At 65.0% G+C, this 15,625-nt stretch carries 13 protein-coding genes; 7 read left to right on the top strand and 6 right to left on the bottom strand.

Annotation, left to right across the window (positions count from 1 at the left end; all coding sequences use genetic code 11):
• On the top strand, window positions 1-735 hold a 735-nt coding region (locus KDB67_RS20795; protein WP_291020163.1), incomplete at its 5' end, for a DNA-formamidopyrimidine glycosylase family protein.
• On the opposite strand, the gene KDB67_RS20790 is transcribed toward KDB67_RS20795, so the two are convergent.
• Both KDB67_RS20790 and glpD read right to left on the bottom strand, forming a co-directional pair.
• On the bottom strand, window positions 723-1,145 hold the full coding sequence (locus tag KDB67_RS20790; protein WP_291020160.1) for a pyridoxamine 5'-phosphate oxidase family protein: 423 nt from the start codon (window positions 1,143-1,145) through the stop codon (window positions 723-725). The two genes, KDB67_RS20795 and KDB67_RS20790, sit on opposite strands and share 13 nt — an antisense overlap.
• Before the next feature lie 194 nt (window positions 1,146-1,339).
• The gene (glpD, locus tag KDB67_RS20785; RefSeq protein ID WP_291020157.1) at window positions 1,340-3,082 is read right to left on the bottom strand and encodes a glycerol-3-phosphate dehydrogenase; all 1,743 of its coding nucleotides are present in this window, start codon (window positions 3,080-3,082) and stop codon (window positions 1,340-1,342) included.
• 427 nt (window positions 3,083-3,509) lie between these two features.
• Between glpD and glpK the strand changes: the two genes are divergently transcribed.
• The gene (glpK, locus tag KDB67_RS20780; protein ID WP_291020174.1) at window positions 3,510-4,997 is read left to right on the top strand and encodes a glycerol kinase GlpK; all 1,488 of its coding nucleotides are present in this window, start codon (window positions 3,510-3,512) and stop codon (window positions 4,995-4,997) included.
• Here glpK and KDB67_RS20775 read toward each other — a convergent pair.
• Both KDB67_RS20775 and KDB67_RS20770 read right to left on the bottom strand, forming a co-directional pair.
• Complete coding sequence (locus KDB67_RS20775) at window positions 4,984-5,265, bottom strand: hypothetical protein (RefSeq protein ID WP_291020154.1); 282 nt, start codon at window positions 5,263-5,265, stop codon at window positions 4,984-4,986. The genes glpK and KDB67_RS20775 overlap by 14 nt on opposite strands.
• 53 nt (window positions 5,266-5,318) lie before the next feature.
• Complete coding sequence (locus KDB67_RS20770) at window positions 5,319-5,687, bottom strand: helix-turn-helix transcriptional regulator (RefSeq protein WP_291020151.1); 369 nt, start codon at window positions 5,685-5,687, stop codon at window positions 5,319-5,321.
• Between the two features lie 41 nt (window positions 5,688-5,728).
• Here KDB67_RS20770 and KDB67_RS20765 point away from each other — a divergent pair, with 41 nt between their 5' ends.
• The 3 genes from KDB67_RS20765 (at window position 5,729) to KDB67_RS20755 (ending at window position 11,160) form a co-directional block, all read left to right on the top strand.
• Window positions 5,729-9,229 carry a helicase-related protein gene (locus KDB67_RS20765; protein WP_291020148.1) on the top strand — a complete coding sequence of 1,167 codons (3,501 nt, stop codon included), beginning with the start codon at window positions 5,729-5,731 and terminating at the stop codon, window positions 9,227-9,229.
• A 176-nt stretch (window positions 9,230-9,405) separates the two neighbouring features.
• Window positions 9,406-10,653 (top strand): ATP-binding protein, encoded by a 1,248-nt coding sequence (locus KDB67_RS20760; protein WP_291020146.1) that lies wholly within the window; start codon window positions 9,406-9,408, stop codon window positions 10,651-10,653.
• Between the two features lie 282 nt (window positions 10,654-10,935).
• Window positions 10,936-11,160 carry a hypothetical protein gene (locus KDB67_RS20755; RefSeq protein ID WP_291020144.1) on the top strand — a complete coding sequence of 75 codons (225 nt, stop codon included), beginning with the start codon at window positions 10,936-10,938 and terminating at the stop codon, window positions 11,158-11,160.
• Window positions 11,161-11,182: 22 nt separating this feature from the next.
• Here KDB67_RS20755 and KDB67_RS20750 read toward each other — a convergent pair whose 3' ends face one another.
• Entirely contained in the window at window positions 11,183-11,527 is a 345-nt protein-coding gene (locus tag KDB67_RS20750) for a hypothetical protein (protein ID WP_291020142.1), read from the bottom strand.
• Between the two features lie 276 nt (window positions 11,528-11,803).
• Between KDB67_RS20750 and KDB67_RS20745 the strand changes: the two genes are divergently transcribed.
• Window positions 11,804-12,028, top strand: a complete 225-nt coding sequence (locus KDB67_RS20745; protein WP_291020140.1) for a hypothetical protein — start codon at window positions 11,804-11,806, stop codon at window positions 12,026-12,028.
• 159 nt (window positions 12,029-12,187) lie between these two features.
• Entirely contained in the window at window positions 12,188-14,956 is a 2,769-nt protein-coding gene (locus tag KDB67_RS20740; protein ID WP_291020137.1) for a DUF1156 domain-containing protein, read from the top strand.
• Window positions 14,957-15,079: 123 nt separating this feature from the next.
• On the opposite strand, the gene KDB67_RS20735 is transcribed toward KDB67_RS20740, so the two are convergent.
• Complete coding sequence (locus tag KDB67_RS20735) at window positions 15,080-15,568, bottom strand: hypothetical protein (protein WP_333716648.1); 489 nt, start codon at window positions 15,566-15,568, stop codon at window positions 15,080-15,082.
• Window positions 15,569-15,625: the final 57 nt, after the last annotated feature.

The raw sequence follows: 15,625 nt of genomic DNA, 5'->3' as shown, positions 1-15,625 counted from the left end.
TTGCGCTACAGCCAGTTCCGTGTGCCCGCGCTCGCAACCAAAGACCTGTCCGGACGCACGATCGCCGCGGTCCGATCACGCGGAAAACACCTGCTCATCGACATCGCCGCCACCGCAACGCAACCGGCCGTCAGCATCCACACGCACCTGAAGATGGAGGGCGAGTGGCACATTCACCGGGTCGGCACCCGCTGGCGCAAGCCCGCACACAAGGCGCGAATCATCCTGCGCACCAGCACATATGAGGCCGTCGGATTCGAACTGGGCATCGTCGAGCTACTCACCGATCCCGATGCGACGCTCGCCTATCTCGGACCGGATCTCCTCGGCGACGACTGGGATCCGGTGGAGGCGACCGACCGGATCACCGCCCATCCGGACACCCCGATCGGCGAGGCCCTGCTCGATCAGCGACTGATGACCGGCGTGGGCAACGAGTATCGCAGCGAGATCTGCTTCCTGCGCGGCGTCCATCCCGCCACCCCGGTAGCCGATGTACAGGTGGCGCCGATGGTCGATCTGAGCCGAAGACTGTTGTGGGCCAACAAGGACCGCACGGTCCGCGTCACCACCGGCAACACGTCCACGAACGCACGCCTCTGGGTGTATGGCCGCGACCGCAAACCATGCCGACGGTGCCGAACACCGATCGTGCGCACGATGCTCGGCCCGCCGGACCAGGTCCGGTCGATCTACTTCTGCCCGACCTGCCAGCCCATCTCTCAGACCGGGTAGCGCTCGGGTTCGGGCCCGAACACGAACCGCCGACCGCTGATACTGGAGACGTTGATCGCGACGTAGTTGTACTTGATGGTCGCCACCCACGGTTTGAGCGGCAGTTCGTCTGCCGCGTCGATCTCTCGCATCGACTCCAGCCGCTCGGCCGTTCCCTTCGCGATGACACTCCACCCACCGGCGTCGTCGTAGTTGTCGACCTCGAAGGCCACGTTGCCGTTGATGGCCAGTTCGGCGAGCTTGGTGCCCTCACCGGTCCGGAACACGACGCGTTCGCCGTCGACGACGTAGTTGAGCGGGAAGATGTCGGGTTCGCCGCCGACGCTCAGCCCGATCCGGCCGAGGGCCTGCGACTGCAGCAGCTCCCAGGATTCCTGGTCGCTGAGCACTGTGATCGGTTCGCCTGTCATCGCTGCGCCTCCTTGGTCGTGCCACTCGTCATCGATGAGAGCGGACACCGGGGAACGTCTCCGGACGCCCGTGGCCGTGAGCGACGATAACGGCCGACCCGGCCGGTAGGCCGGACCAACTCACGCCGTCAATCGTATCCCCGACGACCCCTACGGCGGAGGGTCTTCGCAGCTCAAAGGGACTTTCGTCCCCCCTACTCCGGGACCGGCACCGGCTCGAGAATCTGGCCCCGCGACTCCGGTGCCGAGGCACGCAGGGCGTCGGCCGACGCGTCGTCGGGTTCGCGCTGGGAGGCGATCTCGGCTTCCACCCGGGCGCGGTAAGTGTCCACCTCGTAGGCGATGTCCTCGGCCGACCAGCCCAGCGCCGGCGCCATCAGATCCGCCACCTCCTGCGCGCAGTCCACACCGCGGTGCGCGTATTCGATGGAGATCCGGGTGCGCCTGGCCAGCACGTCCTCCAGATGCAGTGCCGCCTCGTTGCGCACGGCGTACACGACTTCCACGCGCAGGTACTGCGGGGCCACTGCGAGCGGTTCGAGCAGCGACGGATCGTCGTCGGCGTACTGGAGCACATCGTCGATGAGGGAGCCGTAACGGTTGAGCAGCCGGCGGATCCGGTACGGGTGCAGGTTGAATCGCTGGCCGAGATGTTCGCACTGGTTGACCAGGGCGAAGTAGCCGTCGGCACCGAGCAGCGGCACTCGCTCGGTGATGGAGTGGGCCACCCGCGTGGGGATGTAGTCGTTGCAGGCGTCGACGGCGTCGGCCGCCATCACCCGATAGGTGGTGTACTTGCCGCCGGCGATCGACACCAGCCCGGGGGTGACCACCGCGACGGCGTGTTCGCGGGACAGTGTCGAGGTGTCGTCGTCCTCACCGGCCAGCAGCGGCCGCAGACCGGCATACACGCCTTCGATGTCGTCATGGGTGAGCTGGGTGACCAGCACCTCGTTGACGCGTTCGAGGATGTAGTCGATGTCGGCGCGGGTGGCGGCCGGGTGCGCGAGGTCGAGGTTCCAGTCGGTGTCGGTGGTGCCGATGATCCAGTGCGTCTCCCACGGGATCACGAACAGCACCGAGTTGACGGTGCGCAGGATGATCGCCGTCTCGCTGACGATGCGGTCGCGGGGCACCACGATGTGCACGCCCTTGGAGGCACGGACCTTGAAGTGACCGCGCTGTTTGCTGAGCGCCTGCACCTCGTCGGTCCACACGCCGGCCGCGTTGATCACACAGTGCCCGCGCACCTCGGCGGTCTCGCCGGTGTCGGTGTCACGCACCCGCACCCCGAGCACCCGGTCGGATTCTTTGAGGAACCCGACCACCTGCGTCGACGTGCGGACGACCGCACCGTAGTGGGCGGCCGTGCGGGCGACGGTGAGGCTGTGCCGGGCGTCGTCGACGACGGTGTCGTAATAGCGGATTCCGCCGATCAGGGAGCTGCGTTTGAGCGCGGGCGCCACCCGCAGCGCCCCAGATCGGGTGACATGCTTTTGTCCCGGAACGGATTTGGAGCCACCCATCCGGTCGTACAGGAAGATTCCGGCGCCGATGTAGGGACGTTCCCACACCCGGCCGGTGAGCGGGAACAGGAATGGCAGTGGCTTGACCAGATGTGGTGCAAGCGTGCTCAGCGACAGTTCACGTTCCCGTAAAGCCTCACGGACCAAACCGAATTCGAGCTGTTCCAGGTATCGCAATCCCCCGTGGAACATTTTCGACGACCGGCTCGACGTTCCGGAGGCGATGTCGCGGGCCTCCACCAACGCCACCCGCAGCCCACGGGTGGCGGCGTCGAGTGCGGCACCCACACCCACCACACCACCACCGACCACGACGATGTCGAACTGCTCGGACCCCAACCGGCGCCACGCCTCGTCGCGGTACAGCGGTCCCATATCGGCGGGGCGGTCCGGATTGAACTCGTCACTCATGATTGCCGAGCCTAATCGAACCCGGCACCCGCCACAGCACGGGACACCGCGGCCCCGGTAGCCGCGACCCCAAACGCACCCGACACCCGGCAAGACGTACAACACCGCGCTCCAGCAGCCACCAACCCCAAACACACCCGACACCCGGCAAGACGTACAACACCGCGCTCCAGCAGCCACCAACCCCAAACACACCCGACACCCGGCAAGACGTACAACACCGCGCTCCGCCCGCCACCAACCCCAAACGCACCCGACACCCGGCAAGACGTACAACACTGCGCTCCGCCCGCCGCCGAGCCCAAACGCACCCGACACCCGGCAAGACGTACAACACCGCGGTCCGGCAGCCGCCGAGCCCAAACGGACCCGATGTCCGACGGGGCGTGTAAAACTGTGCGGCGTGGGTAGCCAAGCGGACACGTATGTGATGGCCATCGATCAGGGGACGACATCCACCCGGGCGATGGTCTTCGACCGATCGGGTGCGGTGATCAGCCGTGAACAGCTCGAACACCGGCAGATCTTCCCAAAGGCCGGGTGGGTGGAACACGATGCCGCCGAGATCTGGGTCAACACCCGGCGAGTGGCGGCGGCCGCGCTGGCCTCGGCCGACCTCCGCGCCGATCACATCGTGGCGTGCGGGCTGACAAATCAGCGCGAAACCACTCTGCTGTGGGACCGGTCCACCGGCGAACCCGTGCATAACGCCATCGTCTGGCAGGACACCCGCACCGGCGCCCTGTGTGAGCGGCTCGCCGGCGACGCGGGCGTCGACCGCTACAAGGATCGCACCGGCCTGCCGCTGTCCACCTACTTCTCCGGCCCCAAGATCACCTGGCTGCTGGAGGAGTATCCGGAGCTCGCCGCCCGCGCCGAGGCGGGCGAATTGTGTTTCGGCACCATGGATTCGTGGCTCGCCTGGAATCTGACCGGCGGCCCGGACGGCGGTCAGCACATCACCGACGTCACCAACGCCTCGCGCACCATGCTGATGGATATCCGTACGCTGCAATGGGATCCGGAGATCTGCGCCGACTTCGGCATCCCGATGTCGTTGCTGCCGGAGATCCGCAGCTCATCGAAGGAATACGGCCCGATGCGCGACAAAGGCCCCCTGCCCGACGTCCCGCTCGCGGGGATCCTGGGCGATCAGCAGGCCGCCATGTTCGGGCAGGCCTGCCTGTCCCCCGGTGAGGCCAAAAACACTTATGGCACAGGTAATTTCCTGCTCATGAACACCGGTGTGGTGCCCGTGTTCAGCTTGCACGGCCTGCTCACCACCGTCTGCTACCAGATCGGCGACGACGACGCCCGCTACGCACTCGAAGGATCGATCGCCGTCACCGGATCACTGGTGCAGTGGCTCCGCGACAATCTGGGTCTGTTCTCCGACGCCGCCGACGTCGAAAAGCTCGCCGCCTCCGTCGACGACAACGGCGGAGCGTACTTCGTACCCGCCTTCTCCGGCTTGTTCGCACCCCGATGGCGTCCCGACGCCCGCGGAGTGATCGTCGGCCTGACCCGGTACGTCAACAAGGGCCACCTGGCCCGGGCTGCCTTGGAGGCCAGCGCTTTTCAGACCCGCGAGGTCATCGAGGCGATGCAGGCCGACTCCGGCGTCACCCTGTCGACACTCAAGGTGGACGGCGGAATGGTGGTCAACGACCTGCTGATGCAGTTCCAGTCCGACATCCTCGACGTCCCCGTCGTGCGCCCCGTCGTCAACGAGACCACCGCGCTCGGGGCCGCCTACGCCGCCGGCCTGGCCGTCGGCTACTGGGACAGCCAGGACGACATCCGAGCCAACTGGGCCGAAGGCAAACGCTGGCACCCCGACATGCCCACCGCCCAACGCGAAGACCTCTACGCCGGCTGGAACCGAGCCGTAGAACACAGCTTCAACCTCGCCTGACTACCTTGATCCCAAAGCAACCGACCTCCTCAACCCCCGAACCCGAAGCAACCACCTTCTCAACCCCCGAACCCGAAGCAACCACCTTCTCGACAACCAAACCCGAAGCAACCACCTTCTCAACAACCAAACCCGAAGCAACCACCTTCTCAACAACCAAACCCGAAGCAACCACCTTCTCAACAACCAAACCCGAAGCAACCAACCTTCTTGATCCCTGAGGCCGAAGCGAGGAACGAGCGAGGGTCACGAAGGGTCCGGCGACCATCCACACCTGACGCAACCACCTCAAAACCCGAGTACCACACCCCGATACACCAGTCAGCGTTCGGCTTCCTGCTCCGACAACAACCGCTCCAACTCCGCCTCGACCACCGACACGGCCTTGTTCGACGCCTGCTCCGGCGACCGCCGCTGCACGGGCCGGTCGACATCGGGCAGCAACCACGCGGGCGGCACGGAGAGAGCGAGCGCGAGCCGATAGATCGTCGATAACTGCGGGTCCGCGATGTACGGATCACGGTTGGAATGATTGCGTTCGAGGTTGGACACCTGGTTGCGGTGCATCCCCGACCGATTGGCCACTTCTTCCTGGGACAGTCCCCGGTGGCCCCGGATGAATGAGAGCCGGCGCGCGACGGAATCTCCGTAGGTCCCCCAGTCGAGGGATCCACGTTCTCGGGCAGGCACCCAACCAATTTGTCGGACACACAACGTATTGTCAGCACATCATGATGTGTGCACCACTGACGATGGCCGACCTCAAGCCGCAGATCCGGCTGCGGGGCCGCTGGCCCGAACCCGTCACCGTCGTCGCGGTGGAACCGCTCGGCCCCGACGCGTCTACGGTGATCCTGCGCCGCACCGACGGGACGATCAGCGAGGAAATGTTCTTCGCAGGCGACCTCGACGGTATCGAGATCGTCTCCGACGACGCCACAACCTGGACATTCACCGCCGACCCCCGCGAGTTCAAACTCGCCACCGAGGCCCTGCGCATCCGGATGGCCGGACTGCACGATCCGATGCTGGCCGTCGGCACCAGCGACATCTCGCCGCTGCCGCACCAGATCCGGGCCGTCTATGGCGAACTGCTCCCCCGCACGCCGCTGCGCTTCCTGCTCGCCGACGACCCCGGCGCCGGTAAGACGGTCATGGCCGGACTCTACGCCAAGGAACTGATGCTGCGCGGCGACCTGACGCGAATGCTGATCGTCGCACCGGGCGGTCTGGTGGAGCAGTGGCAGGACGAGTTGGACTCCAAGTTCGGGATATCGGCCACCATCCTGACCCGCGAGCTGATCAACGCGAGTCTGGGAGGTGATCCGTTCCCCGCCCATCCGCTGCTGATCGCCAGGATGGACCAGCTCGCCCGCGACGACGAGCTGAAGGAGATTCTCAGCCGCAGCGAATGGGATCTCGTCGTGGTCGACGAGGCGCATCGCATGTCGGCCAACTGGTGGGGCGGCGAGCTACGTAAGACCTCCCGCTATGAGCTCGGCGAGCTGCTGGGTTCGATCAGCCGGCATCTGCTGCTGATGACGGCGACCCCGCATTCGGGTATCGAGACGAGTTTCCAGGCGTTCCTGGCCTTGCTCGACCCGGACCGATTCGAGGGCGAGGCACGCGGCGAGACCACATCCACCGACACCACCGGCCTCATGCGCCGGATGGTGAAGGAGGAACTGCTGACCTTCGACGGTAAGCCTTTGTTCCCCGAACGGATCGCCGAGACCGTCCCGTACGAACTGTCCCAGGCCGAACTCGAGCTGTACGAGGCGGTGACCGGCTACGTCCGCAACGAGATGAATCGGGTTGATTCACAGGGTGATTCGCCGCAACGACGAACAGTAGGGTTCGCGCTGACCGTCCTGCAACGACGCCTGGCATCAAGTACCCACGCCATTCTGCGGAGTCTGCAACGACGCCGAGACCGCTTGGCCACCAAACGTGCCGATATGGCCGCGGGCCGGTACACCGCCGCCGACGATCCGGGCAGGGTTCCCCAGCCGGAGGATTTCGACGATCCCGACGAGTTCAGCGCCGAGGAATACGAACGCGTCGAGGAAGAGGTGGTGGACGCGGCCACCGCCGCCCGTACGGTCGCCGAACTCGACGCCGAGATCGCGATCCTCGACAACCTGGTGGAATTGGCGACGCATGTCCGCGACAGCGGCAACGACCGCAAGTGGGCGGAGCTGCGGTCACTGCTCATCGACCGTTCACTGTTGCGCGACGACGACGGAAATCCCCGCAAGCTGATCATCTTCTCCGAGCACCGCGACACCCTCGACTATCTGACCCGACAGGTGCGCAATGTCATCGGCTCCGACGACGCCGTGCTCACCATCCACGGCGGCACCCGCCGCACCGACCGGGTGGCCGTCCGCGAACAGTTCACCCAGGAGCCGCACCGGCAGGTGCTGATCGCCACCGACGCCGCCGGTGAGGGCCTGAATCTGCAGGCCGCGCACCTGATGATCAACTACGACCTGCCGTGGAATCCGAACCGGCTCGAGCAGCGGTTCGGCCGGATTCACCGGATCGGGCAGGAGAAGGTGTGCCGGTTATGGAATCTGGTGGCCGACCAGACCCGCGAGGGACAGGTGTATCAGCGACTGCTGATCAAGATGGAGCGGCAACGAAAGGCCTACGGCGGCAGACTGTTCGACGTCCTCGGTGATGCGTTCAGCGAAACCCCGTTGCGCACACTGCTGATGGACGCGATCCGGTACGGCGACGACCCGGCCCGGATCGCGGAGATCGAGCGGGTCGTCGACGCCCAGGTGGCCGACGGCTGCACCGAACTCGTGGAGGGACGCGCCCTGGCCAGGGAAACGCTGGGACCGCTCGAACTGGACCGGCTGCGCCGAGCGATGGACGATGCGACGGCACGCAGGCTACAGCCGCACTACATCGAGAAGTTCTTCGTCGACGCGTTCGGCGCGTTGGGCGGGCGGGTGAAGCCCCGCGAGAAGGCTCGCTATCAGATCTCGAATGTGCCAGGGGCACTTCGCCATCGGCCGGTTCGTCGCGAGCATGCGGGCCGCCCGGTGGTCACCTCGTACGAGCGGGTCACATTCGAGCCCGCCGCGGTGTCGGGATCCAAACGTGCCGAGTTGCTCGCCCCCGGCCATCCGCTGCTGGACACCCTGCTCGACGTCACCATCGAGCGCGGCCAGCAGGCGTTGAGTGACGGTGCGGTGCTGTTCGATCCGACCGATCCGGGGACGGTGCCCTCGGTGATCGTCGCGATGACCGGCGAGATCGTCGACGGCCACGGCATCACCGTCAGCAAGCGCTTCGCGTTTGTCTCGGTGACTGCCGGCGCCGACGACGAACCGGTGCTCGCCGATGCCGGTTCGGCGCCGCACCTGGATCTCACGACCCTCCCCGACAGCGCCGGGTCGCTCGCCGACCAGGCCCGCACGCAGGTGTCCGCCAACGCACACGTCGCGGCGATGACCTGGGCCGCGGGCGTCGCACAGCCCGAGCACCTCCGCGAAGTCCGGGAACGACTGTTGCCAACTATCGAGAAGACCAGGTCCGCGGTGAAGTCCCGGCTGGTGTCCCAGATCAACTACCTCGACGGTGAAGCCGCGCGCCTGCGTGAGGCTATCGCGGCCGGCAAGGCCGGAAAACGGTTGCGGCACAGTCCCGACCGGCTGCAGAACCAGGCCCGCGACCTGCAGGCCCGCCACGAAGCCCGCATGGCCGACCTCACCAAGGACGCCGCACTCACCGCTCGCCCACCGACGCTGAGCGCCGTGATGTTGGTGATCCCCGCCGGCCTGATCGGTGGCGCGGTGGCCAAGCACGCCAAGGACACAACGATCACCGACGCCCGCGCGGTCGCCGCCGTACTGGCCGCTGAGCGCGCCCTCGGCCGCGAGCCGGAGGAGATGCCCCACAACAACAAGGGCTACGACATCCGCTCGGTTCCCCTCCCCGACGCCGACGGCGTCCGCGGCCCGACGGTGTTCATCGAGGTGAAGGGCCGTATCGAGGGCGCCGATACCTTCTTCGTCACCTACAACGAGATCCTGCACGGCCGCAACACCGGCACCCGCCATCGCCTCGCCCTGGTCTCGGTCAGCGATGCCGGCCCCGACCACGACGACATCCGCTACCTCACCGACCATTTCAGCGGCTTCGACATCGGCGGTACCGACGTCTCCGGCATCGAACTCGACTGGCGCAAATCCTGGGCCAAGGGCAAGCCCCCACACTGATCACAACTGGCCGGCTCCGCTCGCCGACGCTGTACGAATCCATCATCCAGATACTGCGTATCCACCAGCAAAATGGTGCGAATCCACCACTTCAATACTGCGAATCCACCACAGAAATGGTGCGAATCCACCACCTCAGCGCCGCACCACAGCCGCCATGATGCTACTTTAGCCAGGTGAACGGGCATATCGACCGACACGTGACGCCGCGCATCTACGAAGCGCTGGATGACACGAGGATCGTCGCACTCCAAGGATCGCGACAAGTCGGCAAGACCACTCTCGTGCAGGAAATCGTCGCGGCACGCGGCGGTCGCCTGGTCACCTTCGATGACGAGACCACACTGAACCTGGCACGGGCCGATCCGATAGGTTTCCTGCAGCACGACGAGCCCCTCCTCGCGATAGACGAGATTCAGCTCGCACCCGAGATGGTGTCGGCGTTGAAGTACGTGGTGGACCGCGATCAACGACCCGGTCGCTTCCTCGTCACCGGCTCGGCCGATCTGCTGAGACTGCCCGCAGCGAAAGACAGCCTCGCAGGCCGGGTCGAGAGCATCGAGTTGCACGGGTTCAGCCAGGGTGAGCTCGCAGGACATCGCGAGACGTTCGTTGATCGGCTATTCGCGGGCGAACGATTCACCGGTCACACAAGCACTCTGACGCGTTCTGACTACTTGGAACGAGCCGTGTCGGGTGGTTATCCAGAAGCGCTGTCCCGTCCGCCGGGACGCCGCCGGGCAGCCTGGATGGACAACTACCTGAACAGCATCGTGAAACGCGACGCCCGCGAGATCAGCAGCCTGCAACGTATCGATGAACTGCCCCGACTCCTTGGTGTGCTCGCCGCTCGCAACAGCGAAGAACTCAATCTCTCCGACGTGTCGAAGGAATCCGAGATTCCGACGACGTCCCTGAACCGCATGCTCGATCTGCTCGAGACGATGTATCTGATCCAACGGATACCTGCCTGGTCGACGAACCTCACCAAACGAGCCGTGTCCCGCCCCAAAGCATCCCTCCTCGATACCGGTCTCGCGGCCCGACTCCTCAACCTTTCGGCGGCAGGAGCCGGACCGGACAAGTACGGCGAGGTCGCAGGCCATCTGTTGGAGGGGTTCGTCACCGCGGAGATACGCCGCCAACAGGCGTGGGCCGAGGAAACTTTCCGGATGAGCCACTTCCGCGACCGCGCCGCGGGTGAAGTCGACGTGATCCTCGAAACCCCGGACGGCCGCGTAGCAGGAATCGAAGTCAAGTCGAGCTCACGACTGAGCGGTCACGACGCAAAGTGGCTGGGTCAGCTGCGCGACAAACTCGGCAAGAGATTCGTCACCGGCCTCGTCCTCCACACCGGCGGAACAGGCATCCCGGTCGGCGACCGGATCGCAGCAGTTCCGCTGGACACCATCTGGACGGCCTGATGGCCCACGACCATTCCTACCAACCCAGCTGTCCCGTCCCTCGAGTTCGTACTGGCGCAGTGGCGGCCTTCTTCATCGGCATCTGCGGCACCGTATTCGGCGAGCCAGGACGCGACATCTGATCCCTGAGGAGCGGCCGGTGAGCTTGCGAGCCGGACGCGTCACGAAGGGTCCGGTGACATACGTCGAGTAGTTGACCGCCGCCGTCACACTCTCTGATATCCACCGCACGGCGTACCGTGAGAAGGCGTAGTGTCAACGATCACGCGACAGGAGGATGGGATGCGTAAGCCCAGCGCGCGGCCGGAGCCGGTCGTTCGCGTCGGCGACTATCCCCAGCTCCGGACGATCTCCTGGCAACTCCGAGACGACACCGAGGTCAGCGAACCGGAAGCGTTGCGCCTCTATGAACGCAACTGGCGATTCGTCGGACCGATGGACGAACGAGAAGCGGCGTTCGTCCAGCACCTCGCCGACACCTACAGCGCTGGGAGGCTGCTTGTTTGAGGCGCCCACGGACTTCGCCGTGCTATGCGACTCGTGTGCCGGCCGGTCTGCGCCGGACAACGCTGTCGTCTTCGGCAACCAAGGTCAGTGCGACGGACGCATCGGCGGCGGCGAGCCGGTCGAACACATCGAGCGCCCGCTGCTGTTGCTCACCGACGGTAGGGGCATCGACGGTCACGTGCGGGTGTTCGCCCGCCTCACCGCCGATCGTGATCCAGAAGCCGACGCTGTCGCAGTAGTAGCCGCGGGAATTCCGGAACTCACGCCAAGTGCCGCCGACCCCAAACGCCTTCTCCATCAAGGCAACCAGCTCGCCGTCGCCGACCACACCGACGTACAGCAGGTCGTAACGACTGCCGTCAGACATCATCGATCACCACTCTCCGTACGTTGTGTCGTAGCCCTCGCCAATGACCCGAGCATACGTTAGGCACGCATCACCGATCAGGCCGGATACCAGGTCGTCCATCGCGTCAGGATCGATCAGCGACCTGCGTGCATTGACAAACACACGCGAAGCTTGCGCCCCGTGGAGCCTACGACGAAACCCCTCGACGCCGGCGCCAATACTGGTCTTGACCTCAGCGAATTCGCCGTCTACCACCAGGTCCGGGGTCGGTTCCCCTGACTTGCGCCGAACTACATGAGTGACATTTCGACCCTCGGACACAAGCAGCTCAGCGATAACCCGCTCATTGTCATCAAGCACTCCGACCCGATCGTCGAGATGCGCAGGTCGCGAGTTCCCGTCCCGATAGTCATGTACCTGACGGGCCAAGGTCAGCACGTCGGCGAGGGTGACCGAGTCATCCCGAATACGGCGGCGCATCGCGGCATCCAGCAGTCGTTCCAGCCCGCGCTCACCTGAGTCGAGCGATCGACCAGACTCTCCCCGCACGAATCCCCCTCCACTACATATCCGGCGCGCTGACACTACCGGCCACCTACGACATCCAACCGGTGAGTTGTGCACACAACTTGTTGTGCAATAGTCTGCAACGTTCTGGTCTCAAGCGAGAGGGCTGCCATGCCGAGCGGTGCACAACATGTTGGTACGAGAAAGCTGATCGAGGTCAGTCTGCCGTTGGAGACCATCAACGCCGAGTCTGCGCGGGAGAAGTCGATCCGGCACGGGCATCCGTCGACGCTGCACCTGTGGTGGGCGCGACGCCCCCTCGCCGCCGCCCGGGCGGTGCTGTTTGCGCAACTTGTCGACGATCCGTCGTCGCGGCCCGACCTGTACCCGAGCGAGGAGGACCAGACCCTCGCCCGCAAGAAGCTGCACGCCCTGATCGAACGGCTCGTCGTGTGGGAGAACTCCAACGACGGGGCGCTGCTGCGGGAAGCGCACGAGAAGATCCTCGAATCGACCGACGGCAACCCACCGCCGATCCTCGACCCGTTCGCCGGCGGCGGCACCATTCCCCTTGAGGCGCAACGACTCGGTCTCGAAGCACACGCCTCGGACCTGAATCCTGTTGCGGTACTGATCAATAAAGCGCTCATCGAGATCCCGCCCAAGTTCGCGGGCCAACGCCCGGTCTTCCCCGGCGCCGCTGAGGAATCGATTCAGACCTGGCCCCGGGCAACCGGACTCGCCGAAGACGTCCGCCGCTACGGCCAGTGGATGCGCGACGAAGCCGAAAAGCGCATCGGGCACCTGTATCCCAAAGCAACCCTCCCCGACGGCACCAAGGCGACCGTCATCGCCTGGATTTGGGCGCGCACCGTCACCTGCCCCAACCCCGCCTGCGGCATCGCCATGCCCCTCGTCCGATCGTGGTGGCTCGGAAAGAAGAAGGGCAAAGAGGCGTACGTCGTACCCGTCATCGACGGCAAGACCGTCCGCTTCGAGATCGGTCACGACCTGAAAGCCGCGCCCACCAAGGAAACCGACGGAACCGTCGGGCGGACGGGGGCGACGTGTGTGCGGTGTGGGGCGGCGTGCGACCTCAACTACTTGCGCAGCGAGGGAATCAACGGCCACATCGGCGCGCAGCTCATGGCCATCGTTGCCGAAGGAAATCGCCGCCGCGTTTATCTACCGCCGACAGCCGAGCACGTCGAAGCTGCCAATGTTGCCAATCCTGCTGACGCACCGTCCGGTGACGTCGCCACGAACCCTCGGTGGTTTTCACCTCCGGCGTACGGATTCACTACCTTCGCCTCCCTCTTCACCCCACGCCAGCTCACCGCCCTCACCACCTTCAGCGACCTCGCCGGTGAGGCCCGCGACAAAGTCCTCCACGACGCCCTCGCCGCCGGCCTGCCCACCGGCGACCGCCTCGACAACGGCGGCGTCGGAGCCGAAGCCTACGCAGATGCGGTCGCAACGTACTTGGGGCTGGCTGTCAGCAAAATGACGGATCGGAACTCAACGCTCACCAACTGGTACGTCACACGCGAGTCGACAAGCTCAACATTCGCACGTCAGGCATTACCGATGGTCTGGGACCATTCCGAAGTTGATCCACTCGCCGACAATACTGGATCATTCTCGAACTCATTCTTATGGACGGCAGCAGTTCTCGCTGGGCAACGCGCGTCCGCGGTTGGACTGGTACAACAACTCGATGCGCGCGCCGCGGTCGCTAGTCAAGCTGTCATTTCAACAGATCCTCCATACTATGACAACATTGGCTATTCAGACTTGTCCGACTACTTCTATGTATGGCTCAAGCAGATTCTCCGACCTGTTCATCCATCAATTCTCGGAACACTGCTCGTACCTAAATCACAAGAGCTCGTGGCGAACCCATACCGCCACAATGGTGTCGGTGCGGCACAAGATTACTTCGAGTCAGGGTTTCGAGATGTCTTTCGGACCGCTCGCGAGAGTGCTCCATCAGAATTTCCGATGACAGTCTACTACGCGTTCAAGCAGCAAGACTCAGCCGTCGAGGGTGATTCATCGACCGGATGGGAGACACTACTCGAAGGCATGATCCATTCAGGATGGTCCATCACTGCGACGTGGCCAATGCGCAGTGAGGCATCCAACCGCATGGTGGCCAGGGGAACCAACGCCCTCGCGTCCTCCATTGTCCTGGCCTGCCGCCCCCGCCCCGAATCGGCCCCGCGCACGGACCGCCGCGGCTTCCTCGCCGCCCTCAAATCGGAACTCCCGTCGAAACTGCGAGAACTGCAACAGGGTTCGATCGCCCCGGTGGATCTGCCACAAGCCGCGATCGGCCCGGGCATGGCGGTGTTCTCCCGCTACAGCGCGGTCCTGGAGGACGACGGTTCGACAATGACGGTCCGCACGGCCCTGCAGCGGATCAATGCGATCCTCGACGAGGTGCTGACGGAGCTGGAGAACGACTTCGACCGGGAGACGCGGTTCGCGTTGACGTGGTTCCGGCAGAACGGTTTTGACACAGGAAAGTTCGGCGATGCGGAGTCGATCGCGAACGCACGCGGGGTGTCCCTGGACGGCCTGGAACGGGCGGGCATCCTGACCAAGGGCGGCGGCAAGGTGGCGCTGATCGCGCCGTCGGATATGCCGGCCGACTACGATCCGGCCACCGACGAGTCGATCAGCCAGTGGGAGGTGGTGATGCACGTCACCCGCGTGCTGGCCTCCGACGGTGTCCCGGCCGCGGCGTCGTTGCTGGGCCGGGTGCCCCGCGGCGTCGACTGGGATCTGTGCAAGGAATTGGCCCACCTGCTGTTCAAGCTGGCCGAGGACAAGAAGAAGACGAAACTGGCCGTCGACTTCAACAACCTGGGTGCCGCCTGGAACGACATCGCCCGCCAGGCCCCCACCTCCTCCTGGCAACCCACCCTCACCGACTGACGCACGTCGCCCGCGTGATGCGGTAGCGTGCCTGGTGTAGCCCGCCTATCGCGGTAGGTGTGGAAGTGAGCCACGGGATTACTCGCCGGATGACGAGGCCCGTGGCTCGCGGTCTATCTGCCGTCAGATGACCTGGACTTCCACAACCTGGCCCAAAGTCTTGAGGTAGTCGGCCGTTCCACAGCGATCGGCGACAACCGCACCACAGATGATGTCCGCCGCCCACAGCACTGGCTCCAGCCGACCCACAATATGCTTGATTTGCAACGTCGGGGCGATCACCCGCCGGGCACGCAGTTTCTGCAACAGATCCAGATCACTCGCATCCTGTTTGCTTCGTGATTCGAGGGTGACGGTCGAACACGGCAGATCCGCAAGCTGAGGAAGCAAGTGCTCCAAACACTTACGGCGCTGGCGCCGATCCATCGCGCCGACTTCGACATGCACAACTGCGAGACCCACGATCGGCAGCGCCGCAACGGCATCGATGAGGTCGCGCCGACGAAGCTCGCTGCTACCGTGCCAATGCACTTTCGGCTCGGTAGCCCGGAGGGCAGCCATGGTGGCGCGGACAGCACTCACATCGGTGTCATCACAGAGCGCCGCACCCATCAAGTACGCGCCGCCGTCGCGATCAGGTCACGATCCGCTCTCGTCGCCCCACGCAGT

Origin of the sequence: Gordonia sp. (in: high G+C Gram-positive bacteria) (assembly GCF_020438995.1) — a bacterium.
Classification (GTDB): Bacteria; Actinomycetota; Actinomycetes; order Mycobacteriales; family Mycobacteriaceae; genus Gordonia.
Note: the sequence above shows the minus strand (reverse complement) of the source record. Positions and strands in the feature narration are given on the sequence as shown.

Excerpts from the sequence above, each read along its gene's own strand:
- KDB67_RS20750 (WP_291020142.1), bottom strand. The coding sequence starts at position 11,527 with ATGTCTGACGGCAGTCGTTACGACCTGCTGTACGTCGGTGTGGTCGGC.
- KDB67_RS20790 (WP_291020160.1), bottom strand. The coding sequence starts at position 1,145 with ATGACAGGCGAACCGATCACAGTGCTCAGCGACCAGGAATCCTGGGAG.
- KDB67_RS20775 (WP_291020154.1), bottom strand. The coding sequence starts at position 5,265 with ATGGTCGCCGGACCCTTCGTGACCCTCGCTCGTTCCTCGCTTCGGCCT.
- KDB67_RS20740 (WP_291020137.1), top strand. The coding sequence starts at position 12,188 with ATGCCGAGCGGTGCACAACATGTTGGTACGAGAAAGCTGATCGAGGTC.
- KDB67_RS20745 (WP_291020140.1), top strand. The coding sequence starts at position 11,804 with ATGAGTGACATTTCGACCCTCGGACACAAGCAGCTCAGCGATAACCCG.
- KDB67_RS20755 (WP_291020144.1), top strand. The coding sequence starts at position 10,936 with ATGCGTAAGCCCAGCGCGCGGCCGGAGCCGGTCGTTCGCGTCGGCGAC.
- KDB67_RS20765 (WP_291020148.1), top strand. The coding sequence starts at position 5,729 with ATGATGTGTGCACCACTGACGATGGCCGACCTCAAGCCGCAGATCCGG.
- KDB67_RS20735 (WP_333716648.1), bottom strand. The coding sequence starts at position 15,568 with ATGGGTGCGGCGCTCTGTGATGACACCGATGTGAGTGCTGTCCGCGCC.
- glpD (WP_291020157.1), bottom strand. The coding sequence starts at position 3,082 with ATGAGTGACGAGTTCAATCCGGACCGCCCCGCCGATATGGGACCGCTG.